This is a genomic window from Nonomuraea sp. NPDC026600 (assembly GCF_040638335.1).
Lineage (GTDB): Bacteria > Actinomycetota > Actinomycetes > Streptosporangiales > Streptosporangiaceae > Nonomuraea.
Genome location: NZ_JBEZYD010000034.1, coordinates 1 through 25,893, shown reverse-complemented (window position 1 = coordinate 25,893; position 25,893 = coordinate 1). Strand labels below are relative to the sequence as shown.

General features: G+C 69.2%; 23 protein-coding genes. 15 read left to right on the top strand and 8 right to left on the bottom strand.

Going from position 1 to position 25,893, the window contains the following annotated elements:
• Window positions 1-103: 103 nt before the first annotated feature.
• Genes AB0F17_RS49135 through AB0F17_RS49120 form a run of 4 tightly spaced genes read left to right on the top strand, consistent with a single transcriptional unit; the run spans window position 104 to window position 5,431 of the window.
• Window positions 104-1,411 carry a cytochrome P450 gene (locus AB0F17_RS49135; protein ID WP_358038455.1) on the top strand — a complete coding sequence of 436 codons (1,308 nt, stop codon included), beginning with the start codon at window positions 104-106 and terminating at the stop codon, window positions 1,409-1,411.
• A 2-nt stretch (window positions 1,412-1,413) separates the two neighbouring features.
• Entirely contained in the window at window positions 1,414-3,000 is a 1,587-nt protein-coding gene (locus AB0F17_RS49130; RefSeq protein ID WP_358038452.1) for a peroxidase family protein, read from the top strand.
• Complete coding sequence (locus tag AB0F17_RS49125; protein ID WP_358038450.1) at window positions 2,997-5,177, top strand: hypothetical protein; 2,181 nt, start codon at window positions 2,997-2,999, stop codon at window positions 5,175-5,177. Before AB0F17_RS49130 ends, AB0F17_RS49125 begins: the two co-directional genes overlap by 4 nt.
• Before the next feature lie 11 nt (window positions 5,178-5,188).
• Window positions 5,189-5,431 carry a hypothetical protein gene (locus AB0F17_RS49120; protein WP_358038447.1) on the top strand — a complete coding sequence of 81 codons (243 nt, stop codon included), beginning with the start codon at window positions 5,189-5,191 and terminating at the stop codon, window positions 5,429-5,431.
• Window positions 5,432-5,502: 71 nt separating this feature from the next.
• On the opposite strand, the gene AB0F17_RS49115 is transcribed toward AB0F17_RS49120, so the two are convergent.
• On the bottom strand, window positions 5,503-7,050 hold the full coding sequence (locus AB0F17_RS49115) for an FAD-dependent oxidoreductase (protein ID WP_358038445.1): 1,548 nt from the start codon (window positions 7,048-7,050) through the stop codon (window positions 5,503-5,505).
• Window positions 7,051-7,253: 203 nt separating this feature from the next.
• Here AB0F17_RS49115 and AB0F17_RS49110 point away from each other — a divergent pair, with 203 nt between their 5' ends.
• The 3 genes from AB0F17_RS49110 to AB0F17_RS49100 all read left to right on the top strand — a co-directional run bounded on the left by AB0F17_RS49110 (window position 7,254) and on the right by AB0F17_RS49100 (window position 9,588).
• Window positions 7,254-8,480: a serine hydrolase gene (locus AB0F17_RS49110; RefSeq protein ID WP_358038442.1), complete on the top strand. Its 1,227-nt coding sequence runs from the start codon at window positions 7,254-7,256 to the stop codon at window positions 8,478-8,480.
• A 94-nt stretch (window positions 8,481-8,574) separates the two neighbouring features.
• Entirely contained in the window at window positions 8,575-9,366 is a 792-nt protein-coding gene (locus tag AB0F17_RS49105; protein ID WP_358038439.1) for a hypothetical protein, read from the top strand.
• A gap of 9 nt (window positions 9,367-9,375) precedes the next feature.
• Entirely contained in the window at window positions 9,376-9,588 is a 213-nt protein-coding gene (locus AB0F17_RS49100) for a hypothetical protein (RefSeq protein WP_358038436.1), read from the top strand.
• A 50-nt stretch (window positions 9,589-9,638) separates the two neighbouring features.
• Here the strand turns inward: AB0F17_RS49100 and AB0F17_RS49095 are convergent, their stop codons facing one another.
• The 6 genes from AB0F17_RS49095 to AB0F17_RS49070 form a co-directional block, all read right to left on the bottom strand.
• Window positions 9,639-10,244, bottom strand: coding sequence for a Chromate resistance protein ChrB (locus AB0F17_RS49095; RefSeq protein WP_358038433.1), 606 nt, complete (start codon window positions 10,242-10,244; stop codon window positions 9,639-9,641).
• 72 nt (window positions 10,245-10,316) lie between these two features.
• Window positions 10,317-11,285, bottom strand: a complete 969-nt coding sequence (locus AB0F17_RS49090; protein ID WP_358038430.1) for an NlpC/P60 family protein — start codon at window positions 11,283-11,285, stop codon at window positions 10,317-10,319.
• Between the two features lie 285 nt (window positions 11,286-11,570).
• Window positions 11,571-11,984 (bottom strand): peptidase inhibitor family I36 protein, encoded by a 414-nt coding sequence (locus AB0F17_RS49085; RefSeq protein ID WP_358038427.1) that lies wholly within the window; start codon window positions 11,982-11,984, stop codon window positions 11,571-11,573.
• 112 nt (window positions 11,985-12,096) lie between these two features.
• Window positions 12,097-12,987: a hypothetical protein gene (locus tag AB0F17_RS49080; RefSeq protein WP_358038424.1), complete on the bottom strand. Its 891-nt coding sequence runs from the start codon at window positions 12,985-12,987 to the stop codon at window positions 12,097-12,099.
• An 855-nt stretch (window positions 12,988-13,842) separates the two neighbouring features.
• A complete protein-coding gene (locus AB0F17_RS49075; RefSeq protein WP_358038421.1) occupies window positions 13,843-14,214 on the bottom strand; it encodes a nuclear transport factor 2 family protein in 372 nt (123 codons plus the stop codon).
• Window positions 14,215-14,348: 134 nt separating this feature from the next.
• A complete protein-coding gene (locus AB0F17_RS49070) occupies window positions 14,349-15,611 on the bottom strand; it encodes an FAD-dependent monooxygenase (protein WP_358038418.1) in 1,263 nt (420 codons plus the stop codon).
• Window positions 15,612-15,703: 92 nt separating this feature from the next.
• On the opposite strand from AB0F17_RS49070, the gene AB0F17_RS49065 reads away from it, so the two are divergent.
• From AB0F17_RS49065 to AB0F17_RS49045, 5 genes are all read left to right on the top strand, one after another.
• Window positions 15,704-16,576 (top strand): TetR family transcriptional regulator, encoded by an 873-nt coding sequence (locus tag AB0F17_RS49065; protein ID WP_358038415.1) that lies wholly within the window; start codon window positions 15,704-15,706, stop codon window positions 16,574-16,576.
• Window positions 16,577-16,701: 125 nt separating this feature from the next.
• A complete protein-coding gene (locus AB0F17_RS49060) occupies window positions 16,702-17,265 on the top strand; it encodes a DinB family protein (protein WP_358038412.1) in 564 nt (187 codons plus the stop codon).
• Between the two features lie 395 nt (window positions 17,266-17,660).
• Window positions 17,661-18,545 (top strand): alpha/beta hydrolase, encoded by an 885-nt coding sequence (locus AB0F17_RS49055; RefSeq protein ID WP_358038409.1) that lies wholly within the window; start codon window positions 17,661-17,663, stop codon window positions 18,543-18,545.
• Between the two features lie 252 nt (window positions 18,546-18,797).
• A complete protein-coding gene (locus AB0F17_RS49050) occupies window positions 18,798-19,565 on the top strand; it encodes an alpha/beta fold hydrolase (RefSeq protein ID WP_358038406.1) in 768 nt (255 codons plus the stop codon).
• 60 nt (window positions 19,566-19,625) lie between these two features.
• Window positions 19,626-20,087, top strand: a complete 462-nt coding sequence (locus AB0F17_RS49045) for a hypothetical protein (protein WP_358038403.1) — start codon at window positions 19,626-19,628, stop codon at window positions 20,085-20,087.
• Here AB0F17_RS49045 and AB0F17_RS49040 read toward each other — a convergent pair.
• Window positions 20,080-21,837 (bottom strand): serine/threonine-protein kinase, encoded by a 1,758-nt coding sequence (locus AB0F17_RS49040; RefSeq protein WP_358038400.1) that lies wholly within the window; start codon window positions 21,835-21,837, stop codon window positions 20,080-20,082. The two genes, AB0F17_RS49045 and AB0F17_RS49040, sit on opposite strands and share 8 nt — an antisense overlap.
• Window positions 21,838-22,108: 271 nt before the next feature.
• Between AB0F17_RS49040 and AB0F17_RS49035 the strand changes: the two genes are divergently transcribed.
• From AB0F17_RS49035 to AB0F17_RS49025, 3 genes are all read left to right on the top strand, one after another.
• Window positions 22,109-23,884 carry a PA14 domain-containing protein gene (locus AB0F17_RS49035; RefSeq protein WP_358038397.1) on the top strand — a complete coding sequence of 592 codons (1,776 nt, stop codon included), beginning with the start codon at window positions 22,109-22,111 and terminating at the stop codon, window positions 23,882-23,884.
• A 95-nt stretch (window positions 23,885-23,979) separates the two neighbouring features.
• A complete protein-coding gene (locus AB0F17_RS49030) occupies window positions 23,980-25,596 on the top strand; it encodes an AMP-binding protein (RefSeq protein ID WP_358038394.1) in 1,617 nt (538 codons plus the stop codon).
• Window positions 25,593-25,811, top strand: coding sequence for a nitroreductase family protein (locus AB0F17_RS49025; protein ID WP_358038391.1), 219 nt, complete (start codon window positions 25,593-25,595; stop codon window positions 25,809-25,811). Before AB0F17_RS49030 ends, AB0F17_RS49025 begins: the two co-directional genes overlap by 4 nt.
• Window positions 25,812-25,893 lie beyond the last annotated feature (82 nt).

The window sequence follows — 25,893 nt, the reverse complement described above, 5'->3', positions numbered from 1 at the left end:
ATCCATACGGTAGTCATCAAGAAATGGGTATCGCCTGCCTAGGTTGTGGCTACACATCGTAATGATCTTTGTGCGCTCCGGCGTCGACGGAAGGGCCTACAGCATGGGTGCTGTCGATCAGACGACCACAGGCGGCCATCTGGAGAGATACGACGAGGCGCTGGCCCGTGCTCCGATGGCCGCGTTCGGCCTGGTCCGGGAGTGGATGCGGACCGACTGGCGAGACCTGTTCGCCGAGCTCCGCGAGCGGCGCCCCATCTTCGTCACGCCCATCTTCACGATCGTGACCCGCTTCGCCGACGTCACCGAGGTGCTCTCCCGCGAGGAGGTCTTCTCGGTCCGCGCCTTCGGCCCGCGCCTCGACGCCGCCCTGGGCGGGCCGTTCATGCTGGGCCGGGACGCCACCCCGATGAACTGGCGGGACAAAGGGCTGATGCGGGTCATGCTCGACCCGCGCGACGTGGCCGGGGTGCGCGAGCTGACCGGGCGCCTTGCCGACGAGCTGCTCGACGCCGCCTTGCCGTACGGCCGCATCGAAGCGGTCCACGGGTTGTTCCGCACCGTCGCCCTGGGCGTGTCCGCGCAGTACTTCGGCTTCCCCGGCCCCGACGCGCAGACCCTGTCGCGGTGGACGCGGGCCATCGTCACCGACGGCTTCGCCAACTTCCTGGGTGATCCGGAGATCCAGGCGGCGTCGGCCCGCGCGGGCTCGGAGATGGTCACATACCTGCGCGGCCGGCTCGCCGAACACCGGGCCGCGCTGCGGGCGGGACGGGAGCTGCCCGACGACGTCTTCGCCCGGCTCGCCGGCACCACCCTGCCCGCCGAGATCGGCATGGACGACGAGCGCATCCTGATCAACATGGCCGGCCTGCCTCTGGGGTTCGTGGAGAGCGGGCCCGGCGCCATGGTCGAGGCGGCCGAACAACTGCTGCTGCGCCCGCAGGTGCTGGCGCAGGCCGTCGAGGCCGCCGGCGACCCCGACCCGACGCGCTTCGACCGTTATGTATGGGAGGCGCTGCGGTTCAATCCGTTCTTCAAGCTGCTTCCCCGGCTGTGCGAGCGCGACTACGTGCTGGCCGCCGGCACCCCGCGCCGCACGGTGATCCCCGCGGGCACGTTCGTGCTCGCCGCGCCGGCCTCGGCCATGTTCGACGCGGACGTGGTGGCCGAGCCCGGCGAGTTCCGCCTCGACCGGCCGGCCCACCACCAGCTGTTCTTCGGTTACGGCCACCACGCCTGCCTCGGCGTGCATCCCGCCAGGGCGATCATCTGCGAAGCCGTACGCCGCCTGCTGCTGCGCCCCGGCGTGCGCCTGCTCCCACCGCCGGAAGGGCGGATCGAACGCGCCGACGGGATCTTCCCCGACCGGTTCGTCCTCGGGCTCGGCTCCGCGGACCAGGAAGGATGACGATGGCGCACCGCGACGCGACGGCGCGGACCATCGCCACCGACGGGGTCGCCAACCGGCTCAGGTTCCTGGCCCTGACCAACGGCCGGCCGTTCTGGGATCTCGTCCAGTCCATCCGGCCGCTACGGAGCCGGCTCAACGCCATGCTGATCGACCACGCGATCCGCGAGATGCCGCCACGGCCGGAGCCGCTGAGCACGATGGCCGACTACACCTCATGGGCCTCGCTGACCGACCGCACCTACAGCGGCCGGCACATGCCCCCCGTCGCGGTGGCCGAGGGTGCCCGTCCCACGCCCGAGCGGGCCGCCGACCTGTTCACCCGTGGCGAGAACATGATCGCCTGCCCGCGCTCCACGGTGTTGTTCGCCTACTTCGCCCAGTGGTTCACCGACGGCTTCCTGCGCGGCGACACCCACATCCCGCGTGACCCCCGCAAGAACAGCTCCAACCACCAGATCGACCTGAACCAGCTCTACGGCCTGCGCGAGGCGGTGACGGACGCGCTGCGTACGTTCGACGGCGGGCTGCTCAAGAGCCAGTTCATCAACGGCGGGGAGTTCCCGCCCTACCTGTGCGAGAACGGCAAGATCAAACCGGAGTTCGCCCCGCTGAGCGTCATCCGCTTCGCGGAGCTCACCGACGCGCAGCGCGACACGCTGTTCGCGACCGGGAGCGACCGGGGCAACATCCAGGTCGGCTTCACCATGCTCACGGTGCTGTTCCTGCGCGAGCACAACAGGGTGGCCCGCCTGCTCAGTCAGCTCTGCCCGCGCTGGGACGACGAGCGCCTGTTCCAGACGGCGCGCAACATCCTCATCGTGCTGCTGATCAAGCTGGTGGTCGAGGAGTACATCAACCACATCACGCCCTACCACTTCCGCTTCGCCCTGGATTCGCGGCTGTCGACGATGCTGGCCCGCGTGCCCTGGCACCGGGAGAACTGGGCCTCGGTGGAGTTCAACCTCGTCTACCGCTGGCACAGCCTGATCCCCTCCCGGCTGTCGGTCGGCGGAAGCGACCTGCCGATGGAGCGGACCCTGCTCGGCGGCGCGCTGATCACCGAACACGGCCTGGGCCGGCTCTTCGAGGACGCCTCCCGCCAGCGCGCCGGGCGCATCGGGCTGTTCAACACCGACCCTCTCCTTCGGGAGGTCGACGTGGCCAGCATCGCCGACTCGCGCACCCTCGGCCTGGCGCCCTACAACAGCTACCGCGAGCACTGCCGTTTCCCCCGGGTGCGCGGGTTCGAACATGTCTCCGGCGACGAGCGGGTCAGCGGCGCGCTGCGGGAGCTCTACCGCAGCGTCGACGACCTCGACCTGTACGTCGGCCTGTTCGCCGAGGAGCCCAGTGCGCCCGACGCCATTCTGCCGCCGCTGCTCACGAAGATCATCGCCATCGACGCCTTCTCCCAGGCGCTGACCAACCCGCTGCTGGCCCCGCGGGTGTCCAACGCCGCGACCTTCTCCCCGCACGGCATGCGGATCATCGCGAGCACGCGGACGCTGTCGGACGTACTGCACCGCAACATCCCAGAGGATCCGAGCCCCCGCTTCGTCAGCATGGCGCGAAGGGGAGTCCGGTGAGCGGGGAGACCGACCCGGCCGGGCCGGAGATCGGCTCGACCGCGTCGGAGAGCGGCCCCGCCGCTGGGTCGTTGCGGGCCGCGGCGCGCGAGCTGGTCGACATCGGGGTCACGATCCGGGAGGCGGCGGTCCACACCACGGCCGCGCTCACCGACGGCGCCCTGCTCCGTGCCCTGCCGCACGCCCCCTCGCCGGGTTACCTGGCCCACCGCGCGCTGCTCCGCGCGATCCTCAACCGCAAGGGCCTCGGCTACGCGGTCACCGGCGGCCGGCTGGGCACCCTGGCGGCCAGACTCGGCGGCATGGCCGGCGCGGAGAGCCTGGCCGTCCGGGTGCTGGCCACCTCGCTGCGACTGCGGATCGCCGCCGTCTCCGTCGGCCACCCCGAGTTGACCGGCGACCCCATGCTCGCCCGGCTCATCGAGGCGGCCGCCGCCGACCGCGACCTGGAGGCCATCCGCGCGCTCCGCGCCCTGATCAAGAACCGTGGGGCGGTACGCGCGCTCAGCGGCCTCGCCCCGATCTTCGGCGAGGTCCTCGCCCTGCGGGCGCTGCTCGACGAGAACCCGCTCAACGACGACACCGCCTGGCTGATCGCGACGGGAAAGGGCTACGCCACCGCCGACCCGATCACCGGCATGAGCAACAGGGCCGTCGCGGCCCTCGACACGGGGGAGGGCGCCGCGCGCCGCGTCGACCTGCCCGCCGCCGAATCCGTGCGGCTGTGCTCGCAGGGGTCGCTGCTCGGCTTCCTGCGCAACATCAGCGTGGTCGGTACGACCGGCCGGATGCTCATCCAGAGCGTCGAGGGTCCCGACGGGGTGGAGCGGCACATCGTCCAGGCGCCCGGCATGCGGGCGGGACGGCCGGACGGCGACTCACCCCAGGATCTGCTCGGCGCCTTCAGCAGCGCCGTGCTGGCCAGCAGCCCCTACAGCCGCTCGCTGGTCAAGGCCGTCGACGACTACGGCCTGCCCCAGGGCGCCGAGCTGGCGCTCATCGGGCACAGCGCGGGCGGCGCGGCCATCATGAACCTGGCTCAGGACGCCGAGTTCTGCGCTCGCTACATGGTCACCCATGCCGTCGCGGTCGGCTCGCCCGTCGACTTCAAGGTCCCCGCCGATCCGCGCACCTGGGTCGCCAGCGTCACCAACCAGCACGACATCGTCCCCACCCTCGACGGCCAGGGCGCGGGCAACTGCTTCGACCTGCATCCCGACTGGTACGTGGTGGACTACTTCGACTCCACCCACCTGTTCCCGCTCTGCCACAGCATCGAGCACTACATCGCCAACATCGCCGACGACCTGCCCGAGGCGCGGCGCCGGATCGACGGGCGGCTCACGCCGTACCGGGGGCCGGTCGTGCGCTCACAGGCGTACCTGCTGTCCGACCGCCCACCCGGCCCCGAGGGCTCCGCCTTCCTCGCCGTCCCCACCTATTCGAAGGGGCCCGTCGAGCTGCCGATCAGGTGCCAGGACGGCAGCGCCCTCACGGCGTACTTCGCCGCGGACCCGGCGGTGGCGGCAGCCCTGCTGGAGGGGGCCGGGTTCGGGCCCGCCGTGCGGGTCGCGGGGCGGGCCCTCGTGGCCGTGCACGCCTTCTGGAACCGGCATACCAGCGTGGGCGGCTACCGCGAGGTCCAGCTCGGGATCGTGGTGCCCGGACCGTGGCGGTCGCGGTCGCCGCGCGTCTGGCCCGATCTGCTGCGCGGCGCCGACCGGCGGCGCTCGGGCAGCTTCCTGGCCGGCTCCGTGCTCGACGACGCCACCGTCCACTCCGTGGCGCCGCGGTTGTGGGGCGGCGAGCCGTACCTGGCACCGCTGGAGTTCGAGCTCACCACCAGGGCCGCGCGCGTCGACGTCGGTCCGGCCGATGACCGGATCCTCACGCTGCGCGGGCTGCTCGGCCCCTGGCTGCCCGTGAGTGACCGCGATCTGGTCGGCTACGCGCGGGGGGCGGCGGACGCGATGCTGCGCTCATGTGTACGGACCCGCGGTCTGGGCCGTCTGCATCCCCTGCCTCGGGTGCGGCTGGTCGTCGAGCCGCAGTCGGCGCACCCGCTGGCGCAGCGGCTTCGCGAGCTGGGTCTCGACGGCGCCCGGCCGCTGCTGTGCCTGTCGGCCACCGCCCACCAGACGCTCCGGGGCGCCGCCGTCCCGGTGCTGATCCCCTGACCGGAGGACCGATGTCAGCCGAACCCGCGGCGATCGCCGCCCACGCCGCGATCCTGCGATCCGACATCCGCGCGCTCGCCGACTGCGCCGTACGCCTGCGCGAGATCGAGGCCAGGCTGATGGCCGGCGGCGGCGCGCCGCCCTGGTTGCGCGACGCGGTGACCGCCCACCACGCCGCCTGCGTGACGGCCGCCGCCGATCTGACCACGGCGGCGGCGTACCTGCGCCAGTACGCCGAGCGGGCGCGCCCCTGACGCGCCCACCCGCCGCGTTGCACGGCCCGCCTCGTCGTTCGGCCCGCCTCGTTGTACGGTCCGCGCTGCGTTCAGTCTGCTTCGTGGATGGCCCGTGCCGCGCTCAGCCCCGACTCCAGGGCGCCCTCGATCCACGCGTGCCACAGCGAGCAGTGCTCGCCCGCGAAGTGCACGCGGCCCTCCGGCGCGATGATCGCGTCATGCAGGTTGCTCTGCTGGTGCGGCTCGAACAGGGCGAAGGCGCCGGCCGCGTAGGGGTCGTTGTACCAGGCGTGGGTGACGCCGAACTCGAAGTGGTCGTGGATCTGGGGATGGATCTTGGCGACGTCCTCGAGCGCCTGATCGACCCGCTTCTGCGACGACATCGCGCCCCACCGCAGCGCGTCCTGCCCCCAGGTGTAGCTGGCCAGCAGGACCGTACGCTCGTCGTCGGGCGCGGGGTGCGAGGGGTAGCAGATGCGCCGGATCGGCAGGTCGGTGACCGTGGTGCCGCCGACGATGCCATCGGTCTGCTCCCAGAACGGCCGCCGTACCTGAAAGAGGATCTTGGTGGAGGCGTTGTAGTTCAGCTCGCGGATGGCGCGCTGCTTGCGGCGGGAGAAGGCGGGCCTGGCCTCGACGTCGCGCAGCACCGAGAACGGAATCGTGCAGATGGCGTAGTCGCCGGTGAGCGTGGTCTTGCCCGCGCCCGTCCTGAGGTGCAAGGTGACCGAGTGGTCGTCCTGCTCGATGGCGGTGACCTCGTGGCCGAACCGGATGTGGTTCTTGAGCTCCCGGTAGAAGGCGTCCGGCAGCCGGTCGGCGCCGCCCTCGATCTCCTGCATGTCCTCGAACGCCCGCCCGATGATCTCACGGAACTGCTCGATGATCGCCGCGTTGAGGTTGGCCTCCCGGAAGCTCATGACGCCGTAGAGCTCGATGGCCCCCTCGGAGAATCCGCGCTCGCGCAGGAAGCTGCGGATGGAGTAGCGGTCGTACTCGGCGCAGATGCGGTCGAGCGCGTTCTCGCCCTCCTGGGCGTACAGGTCGTGGATCTCCTGTGTGGCGGTGCGCCACAGGTCCTCGTAGGTGCGACCGCGCTCGTGCTCGGCCAGGCCGAAGTCGATGATCTCGGGGTTGTCGTTCAGCTCCCGGATCGTGGTCCTGACGCCCTGGATGTAGGCCAGGGTGTGGGGATTGCCCATGACGAACGGGCGCAGCGTCAGCCCGAACTTCGCGCAGTAGGCGAGTGTGAGGTCGTGCACGCGCGGGATCCGCATCGCGCCCGCCTCGGCGTACAGGCCGGGCGCGAATTCGCGCAGGGTGAGCACGCGCCCGCCGACCCGCTGCTGGGCCTCCAGGACGACGGGCTCGTGACCCTGCCGCATCAGCTCGTAGGCGGCGACCAGACCGGCCATCCCGCCCCCGATGATCAGTACGCGTTTGCGGGGCCGGCCGCCGGCGGCCAGGCCATGCTCGGCTGTCGCGATCAGGTCCGCCGGCACTCTGAGGTCGTGACTCGGTCTCGGCACTCCAGCGTCGGCCAGCTCGGCGGGCATGGCCGAACCCAGTGGTGTCGACATCGACGGGCTCTCTTCCAGGACGTCACGCTCCTTCATCATCACGTAAAGCAAGTACATGATTGCTCTAAGTGATGAATTTGCCAAGAGGCCGGCGTGCGCCCTGCCGGGTCAGGGGCGGCAGCCACCCCCAGTCGCCCACGCCGACGTGACCCGGCGGCAGGCACATGGCGAAGACCCCGGTCCGGCCGGAGCGCAGCGCGCGGGCGGATCAGGCCATTTCTAGCCTTGCCGAAAGGTTTCGTCATAGGAGAATCAGGCCCATGTCGCGTGCGGAATCACCTATAGCCGGATATGACCATTTCGACGCCACGGGACCGGTGACGCTGGAGAACTGGATGCGTCCGCCGTACAACGTCAGCGCGTACCAGCGCATCGGAGAGTTGATCCCCACCGCGCCGATCTCCCGCGGTGAGGGGCTCGTCCACGATCTGATCGCCGAGGGGACGAGCCTGGGCTCGCTGGAACTGCGCCTCCAGGATGGCCCGAGGCGCCGTCTGACCGTGGCGGAACTCGTCGAGTGGTCGCACACCGACGCCCTGGTCGTGCTGCACCGGGGCCGGCTCGTCCACGAGCAGTACGACCACGGCATGCGGGCGGGCACCCGGCATCTGTGCATGTCGGTGTCCAAGTCCATCACCGCCACGGCCGTCGGCTCGGTGATCGAGTCCGGGGCGCTGTCGCCGGACGACGAGGTCCGCGCGATCGTGCCCGAGTTCCGTGGCACCGGGCTGGCCGGGGCCAGCGTCCGGCAGCTGCTGGACATGCGCACGGGGACGCGCGAGGACATCACCACGCTCGAACTCCAGCGCGCCTACTTCTCCATCTGCCAGTGGGCGCCCCCGGCGAGCTCGCCGGACGAGGACTCGCGCAGCCATTTCTGGCGGTTGGCCCAGGTGCGCCCGCACGGCGGCGACTTCGAGTACCGCTCGACCCTGACCTGCGTGCTGGCGCTGCTGGCGGAGCGCGCGACGGGCCTGCGGGTGCCGGAGCTGATCTCCCGGCATCTGTGGCGGCGACTGGGCGCCGAACACGACGCCGAGATCACGGTCGACCGCAACGGCCACGCCCTGGCGGACATCGGGGTCTGCTGTACGGCCCGCGATCTGGCCCGCCTCGGCGAGGCCCTGCGGCGAGACGGGCTGCGCTCCGACGGGACGCGGGTGGTGCCGGAAAGCTGGGTCGCCGACACCCTGACCCCCGACGGCGACCAGGCCGCGGCCTTTCTCCGGCACGGCTCGCCGTACCTGACCGTGCCCGGCGCCTACTACCGCAACCAGTGGTGGGTCGCCGCGCCCCGCACCTCGGACGGGGGCGGGGTGTACATGGCCTTGGGCATCCACGGTCAGATGCTGTTCGTCCACGAGGCGGCCGGGGTGGTCATCGCCAAGTTCTCCTCCTGGCCCGAGCCGTGGATCGACGACCTGGCGCGGGGGAGCATCGCGGGCTGCCTGGCCATCGCCGACGCGCTGTCGGCCGACTCCTTGTAGACATAGCGTTGGATATCTGCGCAAACTAACAACTGTTACATTCTGCTGCGAGTGATGGTTCGCCGGTGGAGAAGCAACGGAAGGAAGTGGGCCGATGGACGCGGCCGCATGGGGCTTGGGCACGGCGGTGCTGCTCGCCTCGATCGTGGAGATGGTCGAGGCCCTGACGATCGTCATGGCGATGGGCGTGACGCGGAGCTGGCGCTCCACGTTCGCGGGTGTGGCGGCGGCTCTCGTCGCGCTGACGGCCTTCACCGCCGTCGCCGGATACGCGTTCGCGACCTGGTTGCCGGAGGCGGCGCTGCAGCTCGCGATCGGCGGCGTCCTGCTGATCTTCGGCCTGCAGTGGCTGCGCAAGGCGATCCTGCGGTCGTCCGGGCGCAAGGCCATGCACGACGAGGACCAGATCTTCGCCGACGAGGTGGCGGCGGCCGAGAGCGCGGGCGCGGTCAAGGCCAAGGGCCTCGACTGGTTCTCGTTCATGATCAGTTTCAAGGGGGTCTTCCTCGAAGGCGTCGAGGTGGTCTTCATCGTGATCACCTTCGGCCTGAGCGCGGACAACATGCCGGTGGCGATCGGCGCCGCGGTCCTCGGCGTGCTCCTCGTCCTCGGCGTGGGCATCGCCGTCAGGGGGCCCCTGTCGAAGGTGCCGGAGAACACCATGAAGTACGGCGTCGGCCTGCTGCTCGCGGCATTCGGCACCTTCTGGGCGGTCGAAGGGCTGGGCATCTTCACCGCGAGCCGCCAGAGCCTGGAGTGGCCGGGCGCCGACCTGGCGATCCTGGTGCTCATCGCCGCGTGGCTCGGGCTGTCACGGGTGATGGTCCATGCCCTCAGGCCGCCCGCCGCGGCCGCGTCCACCGCCGTCCCGAGCACATCCAGCTAGGAGCTGAACATGGGTTTCATCCGAGGAGTCGGGCAGTTCTGGTACGACCTGATCATCGGCGACGACTGGAAGATCGCCGTGGCCGTCGTCACCACGCTGGCGCTCGGCACGGTGGTCCTGCTGGCGTTCGCGGTGCCGGAAGTGGTGCTCACGCCGGTGCTCGGCGCGTGCCTCATGGCCGCTTTCGTCATCGCGCTGCGGATCGACGTACGCGATCGGTAGCCGACCTGGATGATCGCGCTGCGGATCGACGTTCGTGACCGGTGGCCGACCTAGAAGATCGCGCTGTCCTCGGCCTCGTAGACGGAGGCGGCGAACTCCTCCAGCGTCTTCGCGCAGCCCTCGAGCGCCTGGGTCACCTCTTCGGCCCGCGAGGCGCCCAGGACGTCACGTGCCTTGACCTTCTCGTACCAGCCCTTGAGCTTGGTGAGGTCTTCCTCGTTCTCTTCCAGCTCGCTGTAGGTGAAGTGCTGCGCGGTCACCTCTTTGGCCACTTCCGCGTGGAAGTCGACGCACTTGTCGAGGATCTCTTCGTACTCGTCGTCGCGCGCGGCGTTGTAGAGGGCGACCAGCTCGGTCTCGCCGATGATCGAGGAGGTGCTGACCAGGAACGCCTGGCCCGACATCGACTCGACGATCTCGTTGCGCAGCGCCCGCAGCAGCCGCTCGCTGTGCGGTGTCCGCGGTGCGGCGGCCGCGGAGTTCTGCAGGTAGATGGCGCCGAGGTTGCGCAGCCGCCGCCAGACCGCGGCGCGCAACCGGGTCGGCTCGCTGGGCACCCGGTAGATCAGCATGAGCCAGGTGACATGCTTCGCCGGCTCGACGGCCTCCTGGCCTTCGGGAGTGCGGCCGGTCTTCGGCCTCTCGGTGCCCGGCAATGCCCGCCTCCTCCGCAGCGCTGAACGAGTCGATCGTATCCGCCCTGACGGCACACGCGACCGCCCGCCGGGTCAGGGGCGGATCGCGCCGAGCAGGCGGGCGCGCCAGTAGTCGTCGAGGTCGACCACCTTGACCACGTCGCCGGTCTGCGGCGCGTGGACCATCTTCCCGCCGCCCGCGTACATGCCCATATGTCCCAGTCCTCTGCTGAAGAGCAGGTCTCCGGGCTCCAGCTCGTCCAGCCCCACGCGACGGCTGGCGCCCCAGCTCCACTGGGTGTACGTGGTACGGGGCAGCACGACCCCGGCAGTCCGCCAGGCGGCCTGGGTGAGGCCGGAGCAGTCGAAGGAGCCCGGGCCCGTGGCGCCGTACTGGTACGGCTTGCCGACCTGGGCGAAGGCGAACTGGAGCGCGGCCCGGGCATTACCGGAGGCCGGGCCGGTGTACTTGATGCCGGTGCTGTTGGGGTCGCCGGACTGGAAGGCGCCCAGCTTGCGCAGGATCTTGGTCTGTTCGGCGACCAGCTTCTCGACTTCCGTCTTCTCCCCGCGTACCTTGTCGCGCGCGTCGTCGGCCTCGGCCAGGACGGTCTTGGCGTCATTGCGCCGATCGCGCAGGTCCTTGGTGGTCGCCTCATAGGCGCGTAGTTTCGCCACCCTGGCCTGCGTCATCTGGTCGAGTGAGGCCATGCCGCTCAGCGTCGTCTCGGGGGTGCCCTCGACGACGAACCTCTGCCAGCCCGCGAACTCGCCGAACTGGTAGTTGTTCACCGCCACCGCCACGAGGTCCCTGCGCAGGGCGTCGGCTTGCACGCCCTTGCGGCCGACCTCGGCGTTGAGGGCGTCGTACTTCTTCTTGGCCTTCGTGTAGCTCTCGGTGGCCTGGTTGTACTGCTCGACCACCTTGTCGGCCTGTTCGTTGAGCTTCACCAGTTTGGCCTTCGCCTTGGCCCTGGCCTGCGGGGTGGGCGTCGGCGCGGCGACGGCGCCGCTCGGGGTGGCGGCCAGCGCGCCCAGCGCCAGCGCCACGGCCACTGCCATCCGCCCAAGCCTTGTCGGCATGGCCACTACGACGCCTCCTCGTAACCGTCCCTGCATGGGGCGAAACCGTATCGGAGAGATGGCCTGCTCAGCGCCATTTCTCGTCGGGACGGCTGCGAGGTCCACTACTACCGGCGATAGGGGGGTGATGAGCCGTCCCATCTGGAGATACGCGCGCACGCGCTGGGGCGTTCAGTGTTCGGCCGAGCCGGTCACCTACCCGGGAGCGGACATGCGGGCGCCCCGGCATCGAAGGGTGCGATGCCGGGGCGCCTCGTGCCGTTGTCAGGAGTGGGACTTGACCCGGAAGTCCTCCTGGGTGCCGCAGGAGGGGCCGTTCGATCCGCCGATGCGGACGGAGTCGAAGAAGTCGCGGTAGGCGGAGAAGAAGTTGCCCTTGCCACCCGGAGTGGTCACCGCCGAGCAGCCACCGTAGTTGGCTTCGGAGAAGAGGTGGATGTAGGAATCCGTCCGGTTCCAGTCAGACTTGGCCTTGCCGCCCATGTTCAACGTGGCGAGATCCGGCGTATCGCTCTGGATCTCGATGATGTCGCCCGTGCCGTCGAGGCCGGAGAACATGCAGTAGTTGTCGTCATGGCACCGGTCGTAGCCCGTGGCTGCGTGGGCGGGAACGGTCGGCAGGATGGACAGCGCGACGGCTGCGATCGGTAGCGCGAGCATCTGAAGCTTCTTGCCCATTGCCCCTCTTCGGTTGAAACTTTCTTTCGATGACGGGCTTGAACATACATGACTCGATCTTCGGTGTGGAAGAGGCAATGCTGAGAGCGCAGCCTGAACAGCCGCGAATCGCTTACGATCTGCCTTCGGGCGTCACAGGGGCCGGTGTCACAGGGGCCGGTGTCTCCTGGGCCACCAGTTCGGCCAGCCGCCCGGCCAGCAGCGCGGCCAGGATCACCGCTCCGGCGATGACCTGGAACACCCACGGCGGCGCGGCCCAGAGCACCAGTTGCCCCTGGACCAGGGAGAGGAAGAGCACCGCGAGTACGGTGCCCGCGACGCCGCCCCGCTTGCCGTGCACGCTGATCCCGCCGAGCAGGACCGCGGCCAAGGCCAGCGTGGTAGTGGTCCAGCCCGAAGCGGGGGTTGCCGCGTGGATCCGGGTCAGCAGCGCCACTCCGCCGAGGGCGGCGAGCAGGCTCGACCCGCCCAGCCCCACCATGGCCGTGATCCACGGCGACGCCACGCGCAGGGCGGGCCAGGCCAGCGCGCCGCCCAGGGACACGATGGCGAACAGCACGAACCACACATAGGTCGGAAAATTAACGTCGATGGGGATGACGCGGCCGTCCGCGATGCCGTTGACCAGTGCCTCGCAGGCCACGGCCGCGCCCAGGGTCACGGCCCACGCCGGCGCCGAGAGGGCGGTGGCGAACAGACCGAGGAGGAGCCCGCCGACCGTGGCGACCAGGATCGCGATGATCGCCGCCGCCCAGCCCAGCCCATTGGTCATCAGTGAGGCGGTGACCATGGCGGTGAAAGCGGCGATCGACCCGACGGCCAGGTTGGGCGTGCCCGTACGGAACGACAGCGCGAGCCCCGTCGCCACCAGCCCCAGAGCCCCGGCCTGCGCCAGTATGAGGACCAGATACTGGCCCGGCGGCGCGCTCAGCAGCGCCACCACGATCAGCGCGATCGTGAGGATCCCGAGAAAGCCTTCCCAGACGAGAACGACAACTCGCATACCGGCGATCATCCTCGCGTGCGTGACAGCAATTCAAGAGCGTTCTGGTGGTCATGCGGGCGTTGAGCCGGCTTCGGCGGGGAAGGGCCAGGTCGGGGCGTCGTGGAGGGTCAAAAAGGTCCGGCCCTACCCGTGATCGGAACGTCTTTCGCTCACTCTGGAAGGTGCGTCGCGCGGTCGCCGACCTGATCCGCGACGTTACGGTGAGCGAAGGTGCCGTGGACGGTACCAGCGGCCGCGCACATGCCACTCGGCCACACCACGCGAGAACGCTTCAGCCCGATGGCGGGGAGCTCCTGGTTGGGTCCGCCTGCCAGGAGCTCCGCCGCTTCATGCGATATACCTGGGACTTAGACCTTGATTCCAGAGAATTGCTAACTTAGTACGAATTTAGCCAGAGGGCGACGCCTGGACTGTCCCATTCGCACTTATATGCCTTTGCGTAGTCGGTGTCTACGTAAGCCTGACCTGCGGCTTTGCAAGAAGGCAGGTACGCGTATACCCTTTTGATATACCAGGCACGTATTTGAGCTGGCGCGGCGATGGTGGCGGTGGCCGAGGTGGCGGCTTGAGCTGGCGAAGCTACGCCAATGCTCGTGAGGAGGGCCGCGGCTGCGACGATTAGCGCGGGCAGTATCGTCTGTTTGCCGTGCATGCGGTTGCCTTCGGTCTTTGCGGTGGGGGGTCGCATTTGTGCCTCCGCCCTTCGATGGGCGGTCGGTATGGGAACCGGCTGCCTCAAGAAGGACTTAAACACCGGCGGCTATATGGCCACTCTCCGGCCACTACACAGCACCTAAACGGCCAGCGTTGAAGCGAAGTGCGTCTTCGGCAGACCGCGGCAGCGATATTGGTTCAGTCGGCTCCGAACGGATTGTCGATGAGGTAGCGCCACAGGCCGTCGGAGCCCTGCCGCGCGACATCGGTCGCCGTACCGTGGAGGTCGATCTCCCGGCCGTCGCGCGCCCGGCCGCGAATGGTCCAGTCGACGATGAGTAGCGCGGTGTCGCCCGCGACGTAGGCGTGCCGTAACCGGGCGTCGATCGGCAGGCCGAACCCGAGCAGGTACTGGTTGGCGGCGGCCCGGTCCGTGCCCGTGACGGGATGACCTGGTCTGGGGACGAGCACGCCCGGGTCGCTGTAGAGCTGCTCCAGGAGCTGGGTGTCCCCGGCGTTGAACGCGGCCATGAAGGCTTCGGGGAGTTGTGCGGCGTCATGAGTCGTCATGACCCATGCATCATATCACCTTTGATTTGACAGTCTTCGAATCAGTGTCACCCCGCGGCGGGAGAAAGAGATCATGAGTGGTTGCTGCGGTCCTACGGCGGTCGAGCTCGAGGCGGTCACGTGGGTCCGCGAGGTCAGAGGGCCGCGCGATCGCAGCGCGGAAACATGCCCCGCGCTCGGTCCGCAGTCACGAGCTGGGGTTCGCGAATCACCTGGTCGCGTGCGTAGTCGGGCAGCGGCTCGGTGTTCTTGGGCGCCATGATGCGCTCCACTGTCGCCATGGTCCGCATCAGCGGCAGCCGGGCCATGGCGTCGCGGACCCACCTGCCGGGGCGGGTCTTCGGCACCATGAGGCGGACATTGGGCCCGATCTTCTGCTTCTGATCGACCAGCTCCCGGTGGCCGTCCTCGTACCGGCGGAAGGCGACCTGGTGATCCCCGGAGGCCGCCGCGAGCTCGCCCGCGAGCCGGTACGCGCCGACCAGCGCCAGCTCGGCGCCGGCGCCCGACGCGGGAGACGCGCAGTAGGCAGCGTCACCCACGAGCGCCACGCGGCCCGACGACCACGACGGCATCCGCACCTGGCTCAACGCGTCGAAATAGAAGTCAGGGTCCGCGAGCGCTCCGGCGAGCAGCTCCCGCACCCGCCACGACTCACCCGCGAACGCCTCGCTCACCAAGCGCTTGTGCTCATCGACGTCCCAGTGGTCGTACGTCAGCGGCTCGGCCCGGCGGAAGATGAAGTACGCCTTGGCCTGGGAGTGGTTGCCCGAGCGGTAGATTCCGGCCATCTTGCCCGGCACGTTGTACATCGTCACCCAGCGGTTCTCGCCCAGCGCCGATTCGGCGTTCGAGAACGCGAAGTAGTGGCCCTTGTGCTGGATGAACCGCGACTCGGGACCGAAGGCCAGCCGGCGGACCGTGGAATGCATGCCGTCGGCCCCGATGACCAGATCGAACCGGCGGGCCGGGCCGTGCTCGAAGGAGACCGCCACGCCGTCGCCGCTCTGCTCCAGCGTCCGGATGGAGTCGCCGAAAACGTACTCGACGTCGTGCTTCGTCGCCTCGTACAGGAGCGCCACCAGGTCGCCACGCATGATCTCCACGTCGTCGCCACCGCTCTGCATGGCCTGCGTGTCGATGCGGGCCACGCTCCGGTTCGCGGCGTTCACGAAGGATATGCCCTGTACGTCCGCTGCTCTCGCCTTGATCTGGGGCATGATCCCCATTCGTTCGGCCACGTCGATGGCGTGACCTCGTATGTCTACGCCGTTGCCGCCCTCGCGCAGCCGGGGCGCGCGCTCGACCAGGGTGGGCCGGAACCCGTGCCGGGCCAGCCAGTACGCCAGGGTCTGCCCCGCGATGCTCGCCCCAGAGATCAGAATCCGCTCGTTCATGAGACTCTCACTCTCGTTTCGCCCTGACCGTCGGTCAGTTGTTGAACCATAGGTCCCGACCAGAGGTCAGTCAAGCGGCTAGAATCTGCGAGATGACTGACGACACCCGCTCCGGGATCCTGCGGGTCGCGCTCGAACTGTTCGCCTCGCTCGGCTATCACGCCACCTCGGTACGGGAGATCGCGGAGCGGCTCAACCTGACGAAGACCGCGGTCCTCTACCATTTCCCCAGTAAGAAGGACATCCTTGCCACGCTGGCGGAGCCGATGCTGGCCGATATGGAGGCCGCCGTCGAGGCGGCCAACGGCATCGAGGGCTCCGACTTCCGGCGGAAGCGGTGGGTCGTCATCGAGGGGCTGCTCGACGTGTGGCTGAGGCACCGGTTCCTGATGCGGATGAACACGCAGGACCTGGCGCTGGGCGCCGACCGCCCGACGTTCGAGCGCTTTCGCGACACCGCGATGATGGCCGAGCACTTCATCGCCGGCCCCGATGCGGATCTCGCCGGACAGGTCCGGGCCGTGCAGGCGTTCGCCATGCTCAGCGACCCGGTCGTCATGTTCGCCGACCTGCCCGCCGACCTGATCCGGCCCGCGGTACTGGCCGGAGTGGAACGGCTCCTCGGCGAGACGGCCCCGGGACGTGTGACCGGGGCCGCGACCGATCTCGATGTCGGGTCTCCGTCCGACCTTCAGGCAGGGCTTGCGTCTGACCTTCGGGCGGGGTCTGCGGAGGAGGTTCGGGTCGAGCCGCCTGTGAGGGTCCAGGCCGGGGCCTCGTCCGGCGCTTCGCTCGCGCCCACTCGGCCGCCGGGTCGACGGCGTGGCAGGCCCGGCGCGATGAGCCCGGACATGATCGAGACCGCCCGGCGGATGCACGCGACCGGCGAGCACACCGCCGCCGACATCTCCCGCGCCCTGGGCGTCTCTCGCGCGACCGTGTACCGGCACTTGTCGGACGACTAATTTTGAGACTAAATATGCGACGCATTTTGAGACGGCAGTCGGCCGAGTGGTGCTGATCGGCGCGCGCCGGGCGACGGCGTCCGCGAGGCTCGCAGCCAGGTCTCCGTGGCCGGTAGTGTGCGGAAATGCCAAGAAGCGAGCGGCTCGCGGAGCAGTTGGACCGGCACTGGCGCAAGAACCTGCGGCCGCGGCTGGACGGTCTTGTCGATGAGGAGTACTTCTGGGAGCCGGTGCGCGGCTGCTGGAGCATCCGCCCACGTGGCAGGTCGGCCGCACCGATGTCGGCAGGTTCGGGGGAGTGGACGATGGACTCCGCGTCCCCTGACCCGGTGCCGGCGCCGGTGACCACGATTGCCTGGCGGCTGGCGCACATCATCGTCTCGTGCCTGGGCTATCGGGTCGGATGGCACTTCGGCGGCCAGGACGTCGACTCCCAGACATTCGCCTACGCGGGGACCGCTGACGAGGCGCTGAAACAGCTCGATGAGATGTACGGGAGATGGAACGCGGGGGTCCGCGAACTCTCGGACGCCGACCTGGAGAATCCGCCCACGGTGGGTCCCGAGCGGTTTCCCATGGAGGTCATCGTCCAGCACGTCAACAGGGAGCTGATCCATCACGGCGCCGAGATTTCCCTGCTGCGCGACCTCTACCGCTGGCAGGACGGAGCCGTACCGCGCCGAATATGACTTTTCGGTAATCGGCGATCGAGCTTCGGACATACACGGCTTCGGACTATCTGAGACGGTGTGTTCTGCTGGTCGCTCAGCGATCAGCGGCAGTTGAGGAAATCCCTCCAGTAGGTGCTGCGGTCTAGAAACCCCGCACCGCACAGGGTTTCGCTCGAACCGACCCGTCTACTTCTCGCAGCCATTGTTGGCGGCCCCAGCTACGCTCTGTTTCGTGGTGACCGCCAGGGGCTGGAACAGTGCTGCCAGCTGGTCGCCGATCGCCTTTGTCATCGCCGAAATTGTGCGTACTCGACTGGCGGTCTGCCTCGCCATTCTCATCATCAGCGGCTCAACACGCCGACTTTCGGCATCAGGCGTGTTCGCCATGCCGCAATCCGATCGGACTGATCTATATGTCATCGACCTCGAACGCCGGACGTACGTCCGATGCCGCTCCTACATTCGTGCTGGTTCACGGTTCCGGCTCCAGTTCGTTCATGTGGGCCCCCATCCAGCGCGAACTCGCGTTGCTCGGCCACCGCAGCTTCGCCGTCGATCTGCCGGGACATGGTCTCGACGCGCAATTCCCGGCCGCCTACCAGGCCCCACAGGATCTCGATGCCTGGGCGAGCGAGCCATCGACGTTGGCCGGCGTCACTCTGCAGGACAACGTCGACATGGTCGTTGACGTCGTCCGTCGCGTGGCGGAGCACGGGCCCGTGGTGCTCGTAGGCGCCAGCCTCGGAGGGACGGCCATCACCGGAGTGGGCAACACGATCCCCGAACTGGTGGATCGGCTCGTCTACATCTCCGCATGGTCGTGCGTACAACGTGCCAATCCCATCGAATACATGCCGGAGCCCGAGTTCGCCACCAACCTGCTGGCCCCGCTGGCCGCCTTGAACATAGGAGACCCTGCTCAACTCGGCGTCGGCCGGGCCAACTACCGCACCGCCGACCCCGCGTTGCTCGCCGGTCTCAAGGCGGCGCTCATGGCGGACGTGACCGACGACCAGTTCCGGGCCTTCCTCAACATCCTGCAGCCGGACGAGTCCATCGCGGTGATGATGTCCGACGCACGTGTCCACGCCGACACCTGGGGCACGATCGCCCGCACCTACATTCGTCTCACCGGCGACCTGTCCCTACCTGTGGCCATGCAGGACAGGCTGATCGCTGAGGCGGACGCCCTGACTCCTGACAATCCGTACGACGTTCACACCCTCGACACGAGCCATGTGGGATTCCTGTTCAGAGCGGCAGAGGTGGCCGCCATCCTCGACAAACTGTCCGTATAGCGAAAATCAGCACCACCTCGTGTCCGAGTCTTCAGTCCTCGGGCACGAGGTGCCTCCCATGCCGGATGGAAGGGCGCCACGTCACGGTTCCGGTGACGTGGTGCCTCCACGTCGACCAGCATTTCCGCATGGTGCCGTGCCACTGCTGAAGGCATCGCGTATTGAGGTGTCGGAACTTTTCGAGTTCGGCACCGTTCAGCAGGTATGACAGCTGGCCGGAGCCGAGATCGGGAACACGTACTTGGTGAGCGGTTGAACGATGGTTTGTCGGCGATGGCCGTGGGCGACGGGCCGCCGCTGGTGGTCCTGCCCGGGCTGGGGCAGGGTTCCGACTTGTCCGTGCGGGTGCCGCGAATGGCGGCCTGGTCCACCACCGCACTCGCCAGTGGGTTCAAGCGGACGGTCCACCTGATCCATCGTCCGCTGCGCCCGCCCTCGGGCATGACCATCGCCAGACTGGCCGGATGGCATGCGACCGCGCTGCGGGAACGGTTCGGGGAGCCGGTGGACGTCATGGGCACCTCGGGCGGGGGAATCACCGCCCTGCAGTTGGCGCTGGACCATCCGCGGACTGTGCGGCGCCTGGTGCTCTGTATCGCCGCGAGCCGGGTCGGCGAGGACGGCCTGCGTGATCTCTTGCGGATGGTGGAGCTTGAACGCGAAGGGCGGTCCGCCGCCTGGATCGGCAGCCACCTGATCGCGCACGGTCCACTGCGGCTGCTGTTGCTGGCCGCGTTCGGATTGTCCCGGAGCCGGCCTCGGGCGCCTGGTGAGGCCGCGCTGGTGGAGGCGGTCCAGCCCTGGGACGTGACCGGGCGGCTCGGCGAGATCGGCGTGCCTGTGCTGGTTGTGGGCGGCACACGTGATCGGCTCGTTCCACCCGATCTGGTGCGTGCCACCGCGTCCGGCATCCCGGACGCGCGCTTGGTCCTGCTTCCCGGCCGAGGTCATGCCACCGCGCTGTTCGACCCGCGAATGCGGTCGGCGATCTCAGCCTTCCTCGCCGAACCGACCCGGTAGACGACAGCCAACGGATGGTGGCCGGTCGTAGCCCACCGATCCCGACGCCAGAAAACAGTCTTGTCTGAGCCACCTCCCGTCGGTGTGCCCGATCCCGTCCCGCTGGTGGAGCCGTTCCTCGAAGAGGCCGTCCGCCAGGGCGTCGAGCGCGTCGTGCAGCTCAGCTCGTCCGCGCTGCCGGAAGGCACGCCGGGACTCGGCGCGGTGCACAGTCTCGTCCGTACGACCATGGCCGAGTGGACGGTCTTGCGGCCGTCGTGGTTCATGCAGAACTTCACCGGTGAACATGCCGTCGCCCGGGGCGTGGGGAGCGGTGAGATCGTCACCGCGACGAAGGAGGGCCGGGTGGCTTTCGTCGACGCGACGGATATCACCGCCGTCGCCGGGCACGCGCTGGTCGACGAGGTTCCGCACAACAGGGTCACCGGCACCGTCGAGCGCGTCACCGGCCGTCCGGCGCGTAGTTTCCGGATGTTCGCTGAGACTGAGATGGAGCTGCCAAGGAGATCAGCGTTCAACTAGGAAAATCCAGGATGACGTATTCGTACTCGCCCGGAGCCGCGCGTTTGAAGGTCCCGTCTCCGTCCAGGTCGATGAAGACGGTCAGATACAGATCCTTTTGCTGGGCGGCCAGGAGCGTCGAGGTGCCGTCCTTGAAGACCGAGGAGAACAGGACCGTGTCCTGGGAGTCGGAGCTGTGCCCGACCCGGTCTCCGAGCAGGTAGTTGTGGCCGTGGTCGTTCAGATACAGCGTCCCCGATCCGTGCTCGTAGTCGGCGATGCCGGTCCCCGGTCTGAAGCAGGGATGGTCGGCCACCTTGCGTCCGTCCTTGATGGAGAAGACGGAGTCATCCGTCCAGGCGCAGACCTGGGCGGCCGTGTCCTTGGGGAGGGTGGGGAATCGCAGTTCGAACGGTTCGCGCTTCAAGGTGACGGTGGTGATGGGCCGGTCCAGATCGGTCAGGGACATCGGGCTGGCCGCCTTGTCCTGCCAGAATTCCAGCCCCAGGCGTGGTGAGCGCGCCACTTGCGCCGCGGGCGTGGGCGTAGGTGTGGGCGTCGCGGTCGGGGACGTGCCGGTCGGGCCCGAAGCCGAGGGGCTGGTGCTGGGCTTCGATGGCCAGTCCTGGTTGATGGCGATGGCGGCGGCCACCGTGAGAGTGATCACGAGGCTCGCCGCGAGCACCGTGCCGACGATCACACCGGCGCGCTTACGGCCCGGCTGTGTCGGGTGAGGCGTGGCAGGTGGCGGCGTGATCGGCCAAGGACCCTGGCGGAGCGGCGCCGGTGTCCCATAAGGCGGTCGCGCCCCGCCAGGCGGCGGCGTCCCCCCGGGCGGTGGTGTCCCTCCGGGCGGTGGTGTCCCTCCGGGGGGTGGTGTCCCTCCGGGGGGTGGTGTCCCTCCGGGCGGTGGTGTCCCTCCGGGGGGTGGCGTCCCATAAGACGGTGGTGTCCCGTACGAAGGGGGGCCGGGCTGCTTGTTCATCAGGCCCAGCAGCACCTGCCGGGCGGCCGGCCGCCACGAGGGGTCCTTGTGCAGGCAGGCGGCCACGAAGCCACGTAAGGTCCCGGCCAGCGAGCCCAGCTCGGGTTCGGCGTTCAGGATGCGGTTGATCACGGCGGGCAGCGGTTCGTGCCCGAACGGCGGCCGGCCGTTGGCCGCGAACACGATGGTGCACGCCCACGCGAACATGTCCAGAGGCGGCCCGGCCGGGTGACCGGCCAGTTGCTCGGGCGACATGTACGCCGGAGTGCCCACGACACCGCTGACCGTGGCGGCGGTGGCGTCGATCGGGCGCGCGATGCCGAAGTCGATGACTCGGGGGCCGTCGGCGGCCAGGAGCACGTTCGCGGGCTTGAAGTCGCGGTGCACCACCCCCGCCGCGTGAATGGCGCCCAGCGCCGTGGCCGTCGTGATGGCCAGCCGGTCGAGGTCCGCGCCGCGCAGCACCCCGTTGTCGCGCACCGCGTCCTGCAAAGACGGGCCGTCGATGTACTCGCTGATGACGTACGGAGGGTCGGCGTCGGGATCGGCCGCCAGGACGCGGGCCGTGCAGAACGGCGCCACCCGCTGCAGGGACGCCAGCTCCCGGTGGAAGTGCCGCCGGGCGTCGAGGTCGTGGCCGAAGTGCGTGTGCAGGAGTTTGACCGCCGCCCGCTGCCCACTGGGCGACGTGCCGAGGAACACCGTGCCCTGGCCACCCTCGCCGATCCGCCCCCGCAGGACGTACCCGGCGACTTCCCGGGGATCGGTCGACCGAAGAGGCCGCATCAGACCCTCGCGCGCGGCAGCGGCCGCGACAGACAGCGAGCTCGGGGATCCGGCCGGCGGGGGTGCGGGCGAACCGCGTCGTCGCCTTCGTGCGGATGGGGCGGCATCTGCATAGAGCCGATTGTGCCGGATGGCGGGGTTGTCCGCTTGTACCACGTCGATCCGTGAGACCAGCGCAGTGTCACACGCCACATCAACGAGAGAAGTCACTTCCGTGTAATCCGCATATGTCATGATCCACGGGATTTGTGGACTTTGTGACAGGAGAAGGATGATCGCACTGGCACGTCGTACGCTGCACGCCGCCCTCGCGGGCGGTCTGGCCGCCGCGGTGGTCTGGACGGCGGGCGTACCGGCGGAGGCGGCTGTGGCCGCCACCGTCTCGGTGGACTTCACCAAGCCGATCCGGACCATCGCGACCACCGATTTCGGCATCGGGATCACCGGGTACGGCGAGAACTCGTACATCACCAACGATCCCCAGCACCAGGCCCGGTTGCGTGCTTTAGGCGTGGGCCGGATGCGGATCGAGCTGCACTACCAGGAGCCGGGCGACCATGACAGCCCGATCGTCTGCGGCGGCTACAAATGCGCCACGGAGGTCTCGGGAGACGCCTGGGTCACCGCGATCCGCGACCTCGGCGCCGAACCGGTCGTCATCCTCCAGGTGGACGGACGGCAGAGCGCGGAGGTGAACCGCGGTGACGCGGTGGCCCTCTACAAGCACTTCGCGGCGACCGGCAAGCCGGTCCAGCGGTTCATTCTGGGCAACGAGCTCAACTGCGCGTGCACTCCCGACAAGCCGGAGATGACGGCGGCGGAGTACAGCAGCCGGTTCAACCTGATCACCGACGCCCTGCGGGCCGAGAACCCCGCGGTCAAGATGGGCGGCCCGGCCACGGCCTGGGACGACCGCGACTACATCAAGACGTTCCTCGAAGGCTCCGGCAGCCGCGTCGACTTCGTCGACTACCACGACTACGGCGCCGGCGACGATCAGATCACCGACGAGGAGCTCCTCGGCAGCGTGATCCGCAAGTACGAGACCGACATCAAGGAGGTGAGCGCGCTCGCGGAGTCCGTACTGGGCCGGAAGATCGACCTTCAGATCGGCGAGTTCAACTCCGACCACAAGGACGACGACGGCCACCGTACGCTCACCCACTTCAACACGCTGTGGGGCGCGGCGGCGCTCGGGCAGATCCTGCACGCGGGCGCCGGTGCCTACCAGTACGGCGACAAGAACGGGCAGCTCGGCCTGACCAGTGAGAAGGGTGAAGGCAACATTCCGCGCAACGAGCCCCTGCCCATCTACCACGGCATCGGCATGTACACCGGTGAGGGGCTGTTCCGGCCCTTCGGCAAGACCGTCGTCCAGGCGAGCGCGAACAACGACAAGCTGCACGTCTTCGCCTCGGACCAGAGCAAGAACGTGGTCCTGGTCAACGTCGGCGCCGACCCGATCGAGGCCGGTCTCGCGCTCACCGGGCTGACGGCGGGGACCGCGGCGATCTGGCAGAGCACGTCGGACGCCTGGACTCCGCACCAGACCGGAACCGCGGCCATCACCGGCGGCAAGGCCACGGTGACGCTGCCGGCGGGTTCGGCGACGACGCTGGTGATCGACCAGCAGGGGCTGTCGGCGACGTACTTCGACAACGCCGACCTCACCGGCGCCACGGTCACCAGGATCGACCCCACCGTGAACTTCGACTGGGGCTCGGCCGCCCCGGACCCGGCCATCGGCGCCGACACCTTCAGCGTGCGCTGGACGGGGAAGGTCGTGGCCGACAAGGCGGAGACCTACACCTTCGTCACCACCACCGATGACGGGGTACGGCTGTGGGTGGACGGCAAGCCGCTCATCGACAACTGGACCGACCACTCCAAGCGCGACGACACCGGTCAGGTGGCGCTGAGCGCCGGGGCGCACGACATCAAGATGGAGTTCTACGACAGCGGCTATGACGCCATCGCCGAGCTGCGATGGGAGAGCCCGAGCATCCCCCGCCAGTTCATTCCCGCGGAGAAGCTGCTCGCCGGGTAGGCACGCCCGCGCCCACCCCGCTCTCTGGGTGGGCGTCCGGGCTAGAACCGGATCCCATGGGTATGGCCTTCTTACCCTTGAGAACAGGTATCCGGATGATCACCAGGTTGGCCAGGCTGTGCGGCTTCGGGGCCGAGGCCGTCGAAACGTTCGCCCGCAACGGTCTGCTGCGCCCCGTGCCGCCCGCGGACCTGGCGCGCATGGTGGAGGCGTTCCGCCACTTCCACGTCACCCCCGCCACGGGCGTGGCCATGGCCGCCGCGCGCTGGCCGGATCGCCCCGCCGTCCTCGACGAGGACGGGTGCCTGACGTTCGCCGAGCTCGACGAGCGGGTGGTGGCGCTGGCCTCGGCCCTGTACGACCGGTTCGGCGTACGGCCGGGCCGTACCGTGGCGATCATGTGGCCCAACCACCGCGGCTTCGTCGAGGCCGTGGCGGCCGTCTCGCGGCTGGGCGCGGACCTGCTGCTGCTCAACACCGGCCTGGCCGGGCCGCGACTACGTGACGTCCTGCGGCGCGAGGACGTGCACACTCTGATCGCCGCGCCGGAGCTGCCGCCCGTGGACTTCGCCGGGACCCGCGTCGGTGACCTGGACGAGCTGATCACCTCCGCGACCCCCACCGCGACCCCCAACGCCACCGCGACCGCCGCCGGGCCCGAGCCGCCGGCGCCGCGCCGGCCGGGACGCCTGGTGCTGCTCACGTCCGGGACGACCGGCGTGCCCAAGGGGGCGACGCGACGGCTGTCACTGACCGCGCTGGCCGAGCCGTTCACCTCGATGCTGGCCACCGTGCCGCTGCGGACCGGCGAGCCGATCCTCATCGCGCCGCCGCTGTTCCACGGTCTCGGCCTGCTCTGGTACGGCGTGGCGCTGGTGCTCGGCTGCCCGGTCGTGCTGACGCGGCGCTTCGACCCCGAGGCGGTCCTTCGCGCCCTCGACCGTCACCGGGCCACGGCCATGGTCGCCGTGCCCGTCATGCTGAAGCGGCTGCTGGCCCACGGCGTCCAGCCGCTGCCGCACCTGCGCGTGGTGGTCTCCGGCGGGTCGGCGCTGCCGCCGGACCTGGCCACCGCGTTCATGGACGCCTACGGTGACGTGCTCTTCAACCTCTACGGCTCCACCGAGGTCGGCTGGGCCACGCTCGCCACCCCGGCCGACCTGCGGGCCGCCCCGGACACCATCGGACGCCCCGCGCGCGGGACCACGGTGGTGATCGCCGGCCCGGACGGCCGCGAGCTGCCTCCGTACGAGGTGGGCCGCGTTCTCGTCGGCGGCGGACTCACCTTCAGCGGCTACTCGGGCGGCGGCGACGACGCGAGCACGGAAGCGGACGGACTGCTGAGCACCGGCGACCTCGGGCACCGGGACGGCCGGGGGCGGCTGTTCATCGACGGCCGCGAAGACGACATGATCGTCTCCGGTGGCGAGAACGTGTTCCCGCAGGAGGTCGAGAACCTCCTCGGCCGGCATCCGGGTGTCGCCGACGTGGCCGTCCTGGGCGTACCGGATGAGGAGTACGGCCAGCGCCTGGCCGCCTACGTGGTCCGGGAGCCCGGTGCGAGGCTGTCGGCCGGCGAGCTCAAACAGGCCGTCAAGGCCGAGCTGGGCGGCTACAAGGTGCCGCGCGACATCGAGTTCGTGACGGCCGTGCCCCGCAACCAGACCGGCAAGGTGGACCGGCGGAAGCTCGGTGGCACGATGAGCTCATGACGATCTCACCGCTCAGTCTCGATGAGCTGCTCACCACCACCCGGAGCGTGCGCAAGCGCCTCGACCTCGACCGCCCCGTCCCGATCGAACTGGTACGGGAGTGCCTGGACATCGCGCTGCAGGCGCCCAGCGGCGGCAACCGCCAGGGCTGGCACTGGATCGTGGTCACCGATCCCGAGCTCCGCAGCCAGATCGGCGCCTACTACACAGGCTGAATTCGTAGGGTCGGTCATGTGTTCAAGGGGTGTTCGATTATCAGGCCGGTCTGGGCGAGACAGCCGTCGAGTAGGTGGGGCC

Coding starts and splice junctions, on each gene's coding strand:
- AB0F17_RS49135 (WP_358038455.1), top strand. CDS start 104: ATGGGTGCTGTCGATCAGACGACCACAGGCGGCCATCTGGAGAGATAC.
- AB0F17_RS49130 (WP_358038452.1), top strand. CDS start 1,414: ATGGCGCACCGCGACGCGACGGCGCGGACCATCGCCACCGACGGGGTC.
- AB0F17_RS49120 (WP_358038447.1), top strand. CDS start 5,189: ATGTCAGCCGAACCCGCGGCGATCGCCGCCCACGCCGCGATCCTGCGA.
- AB0F17_RS49115 (WP_358038445.1), bottom strand. CDS start 7,050: ATGTACTTGCTTTACGTGATGATGAAGGAGCGTGACGTCCTGGAAGAG.
- AB0F17_RS49110 (WP_358038442.1), top strand. CDS start 7,254: ATGTCGCGTGCGGAATCACCTATAGCCGGATATGACCATTTCGACGCC.
- AB0F17_RS49105 (WP_358038439.1), top strand. CDS start 8,575: ATGGACGCGGCCGCATGGGGCTTGGGCACGGCGGTGCTGCTCGCCTCG.
- AB0F17_RS49100 (WP_358038436.1), top strand. CDS start 9,376: ATGGGTTTCATCCGAGGAGTCGGGCAGTTCTGGTACGACCTGATCATC.
- AB0F17_RS49090 (WP_358038430.1), bottom strand. CDS start 11,285: ATGGCAGTGGCCGTGGCGCTGGCGCTGGGCGCGCTGGCCGCCACCCCG.
- AB0F17_RS49085 (WP_358038427.1), bottom strand. CDS start 11,984: ATGGGCAAGAAGCTTCAGATGCTCGCGCTACCGATCGCAGCCGTCGCG.
- AB0F17_RS49080 (WP_358038424.1), bottom strand. CDS start 12,987: ATGCGAGTTGTCGTTCTCGTCTGGGAAGGCTTTCTCGGGATCCTCACG.
- AB0F17_RS49075 (WP_358038421.1), bottom strand. CDS start 14,214: ATGACGACTCATGACGCCGCACAACTCCCCGAAGCCTTCATGGCCGCG.
- AB0F17_RS49070 (WP_358038418.1), bottom strand. CDS start 15,611: ATGAACGAGCGGATTCTGATCTCTGGGGCGAGCATCGCGGGGCAGACC.
- AB0F17_RS49065 (WP_358038415.1), top strand. CDS start 15,704: ATGACTGACGACACCCGCTCCGGGATCCTGCGGGTCGCGCTCGAACTG.
- AB0F17_RS49060 (WP_358038412.1), top strand. CDS start 16,702: ATGCCAAGAAGCGAGCGGCTCGCGGAGCAGTTGGACCGGCACTGGCGC.
- AB0F17_RS49055 (WP_358038409.1), top strand. CDS start 17,661: ATGTCATCGACCTCGAACGCCGGACGTACGTCCGATGCCGCTCCTACA.
- AB0F17_RS49040 (WP_358038400.1), bottom strand. CDS start 21,837: ATGCGGCCTCTTCGGTCGACCGATCCCCGGGAAGTCGCCGGGTACGTC.
- AB0F17_RS49035 (WP_358038397.1), top strand. CDS start 22,109: ATGATCGCACTGGCACGTCGTACGCTGCACGCCGCCCTCGCGGGCGGT.
- AB0F17_RS49030 (WP_358038394.1), top strand. CDS start 23,980: ATGATCACCAGGTTGGCCAGGCTGTGCGGCTTCGGGGCCGAGGCCGTC.
- AB0F17_RS49025 (WP_358038391.1), top strand. CDS start 25,593: ATGACGATCTCACCGCTCAGTCTCGATGAGCTGCTCACCACCACCCGG.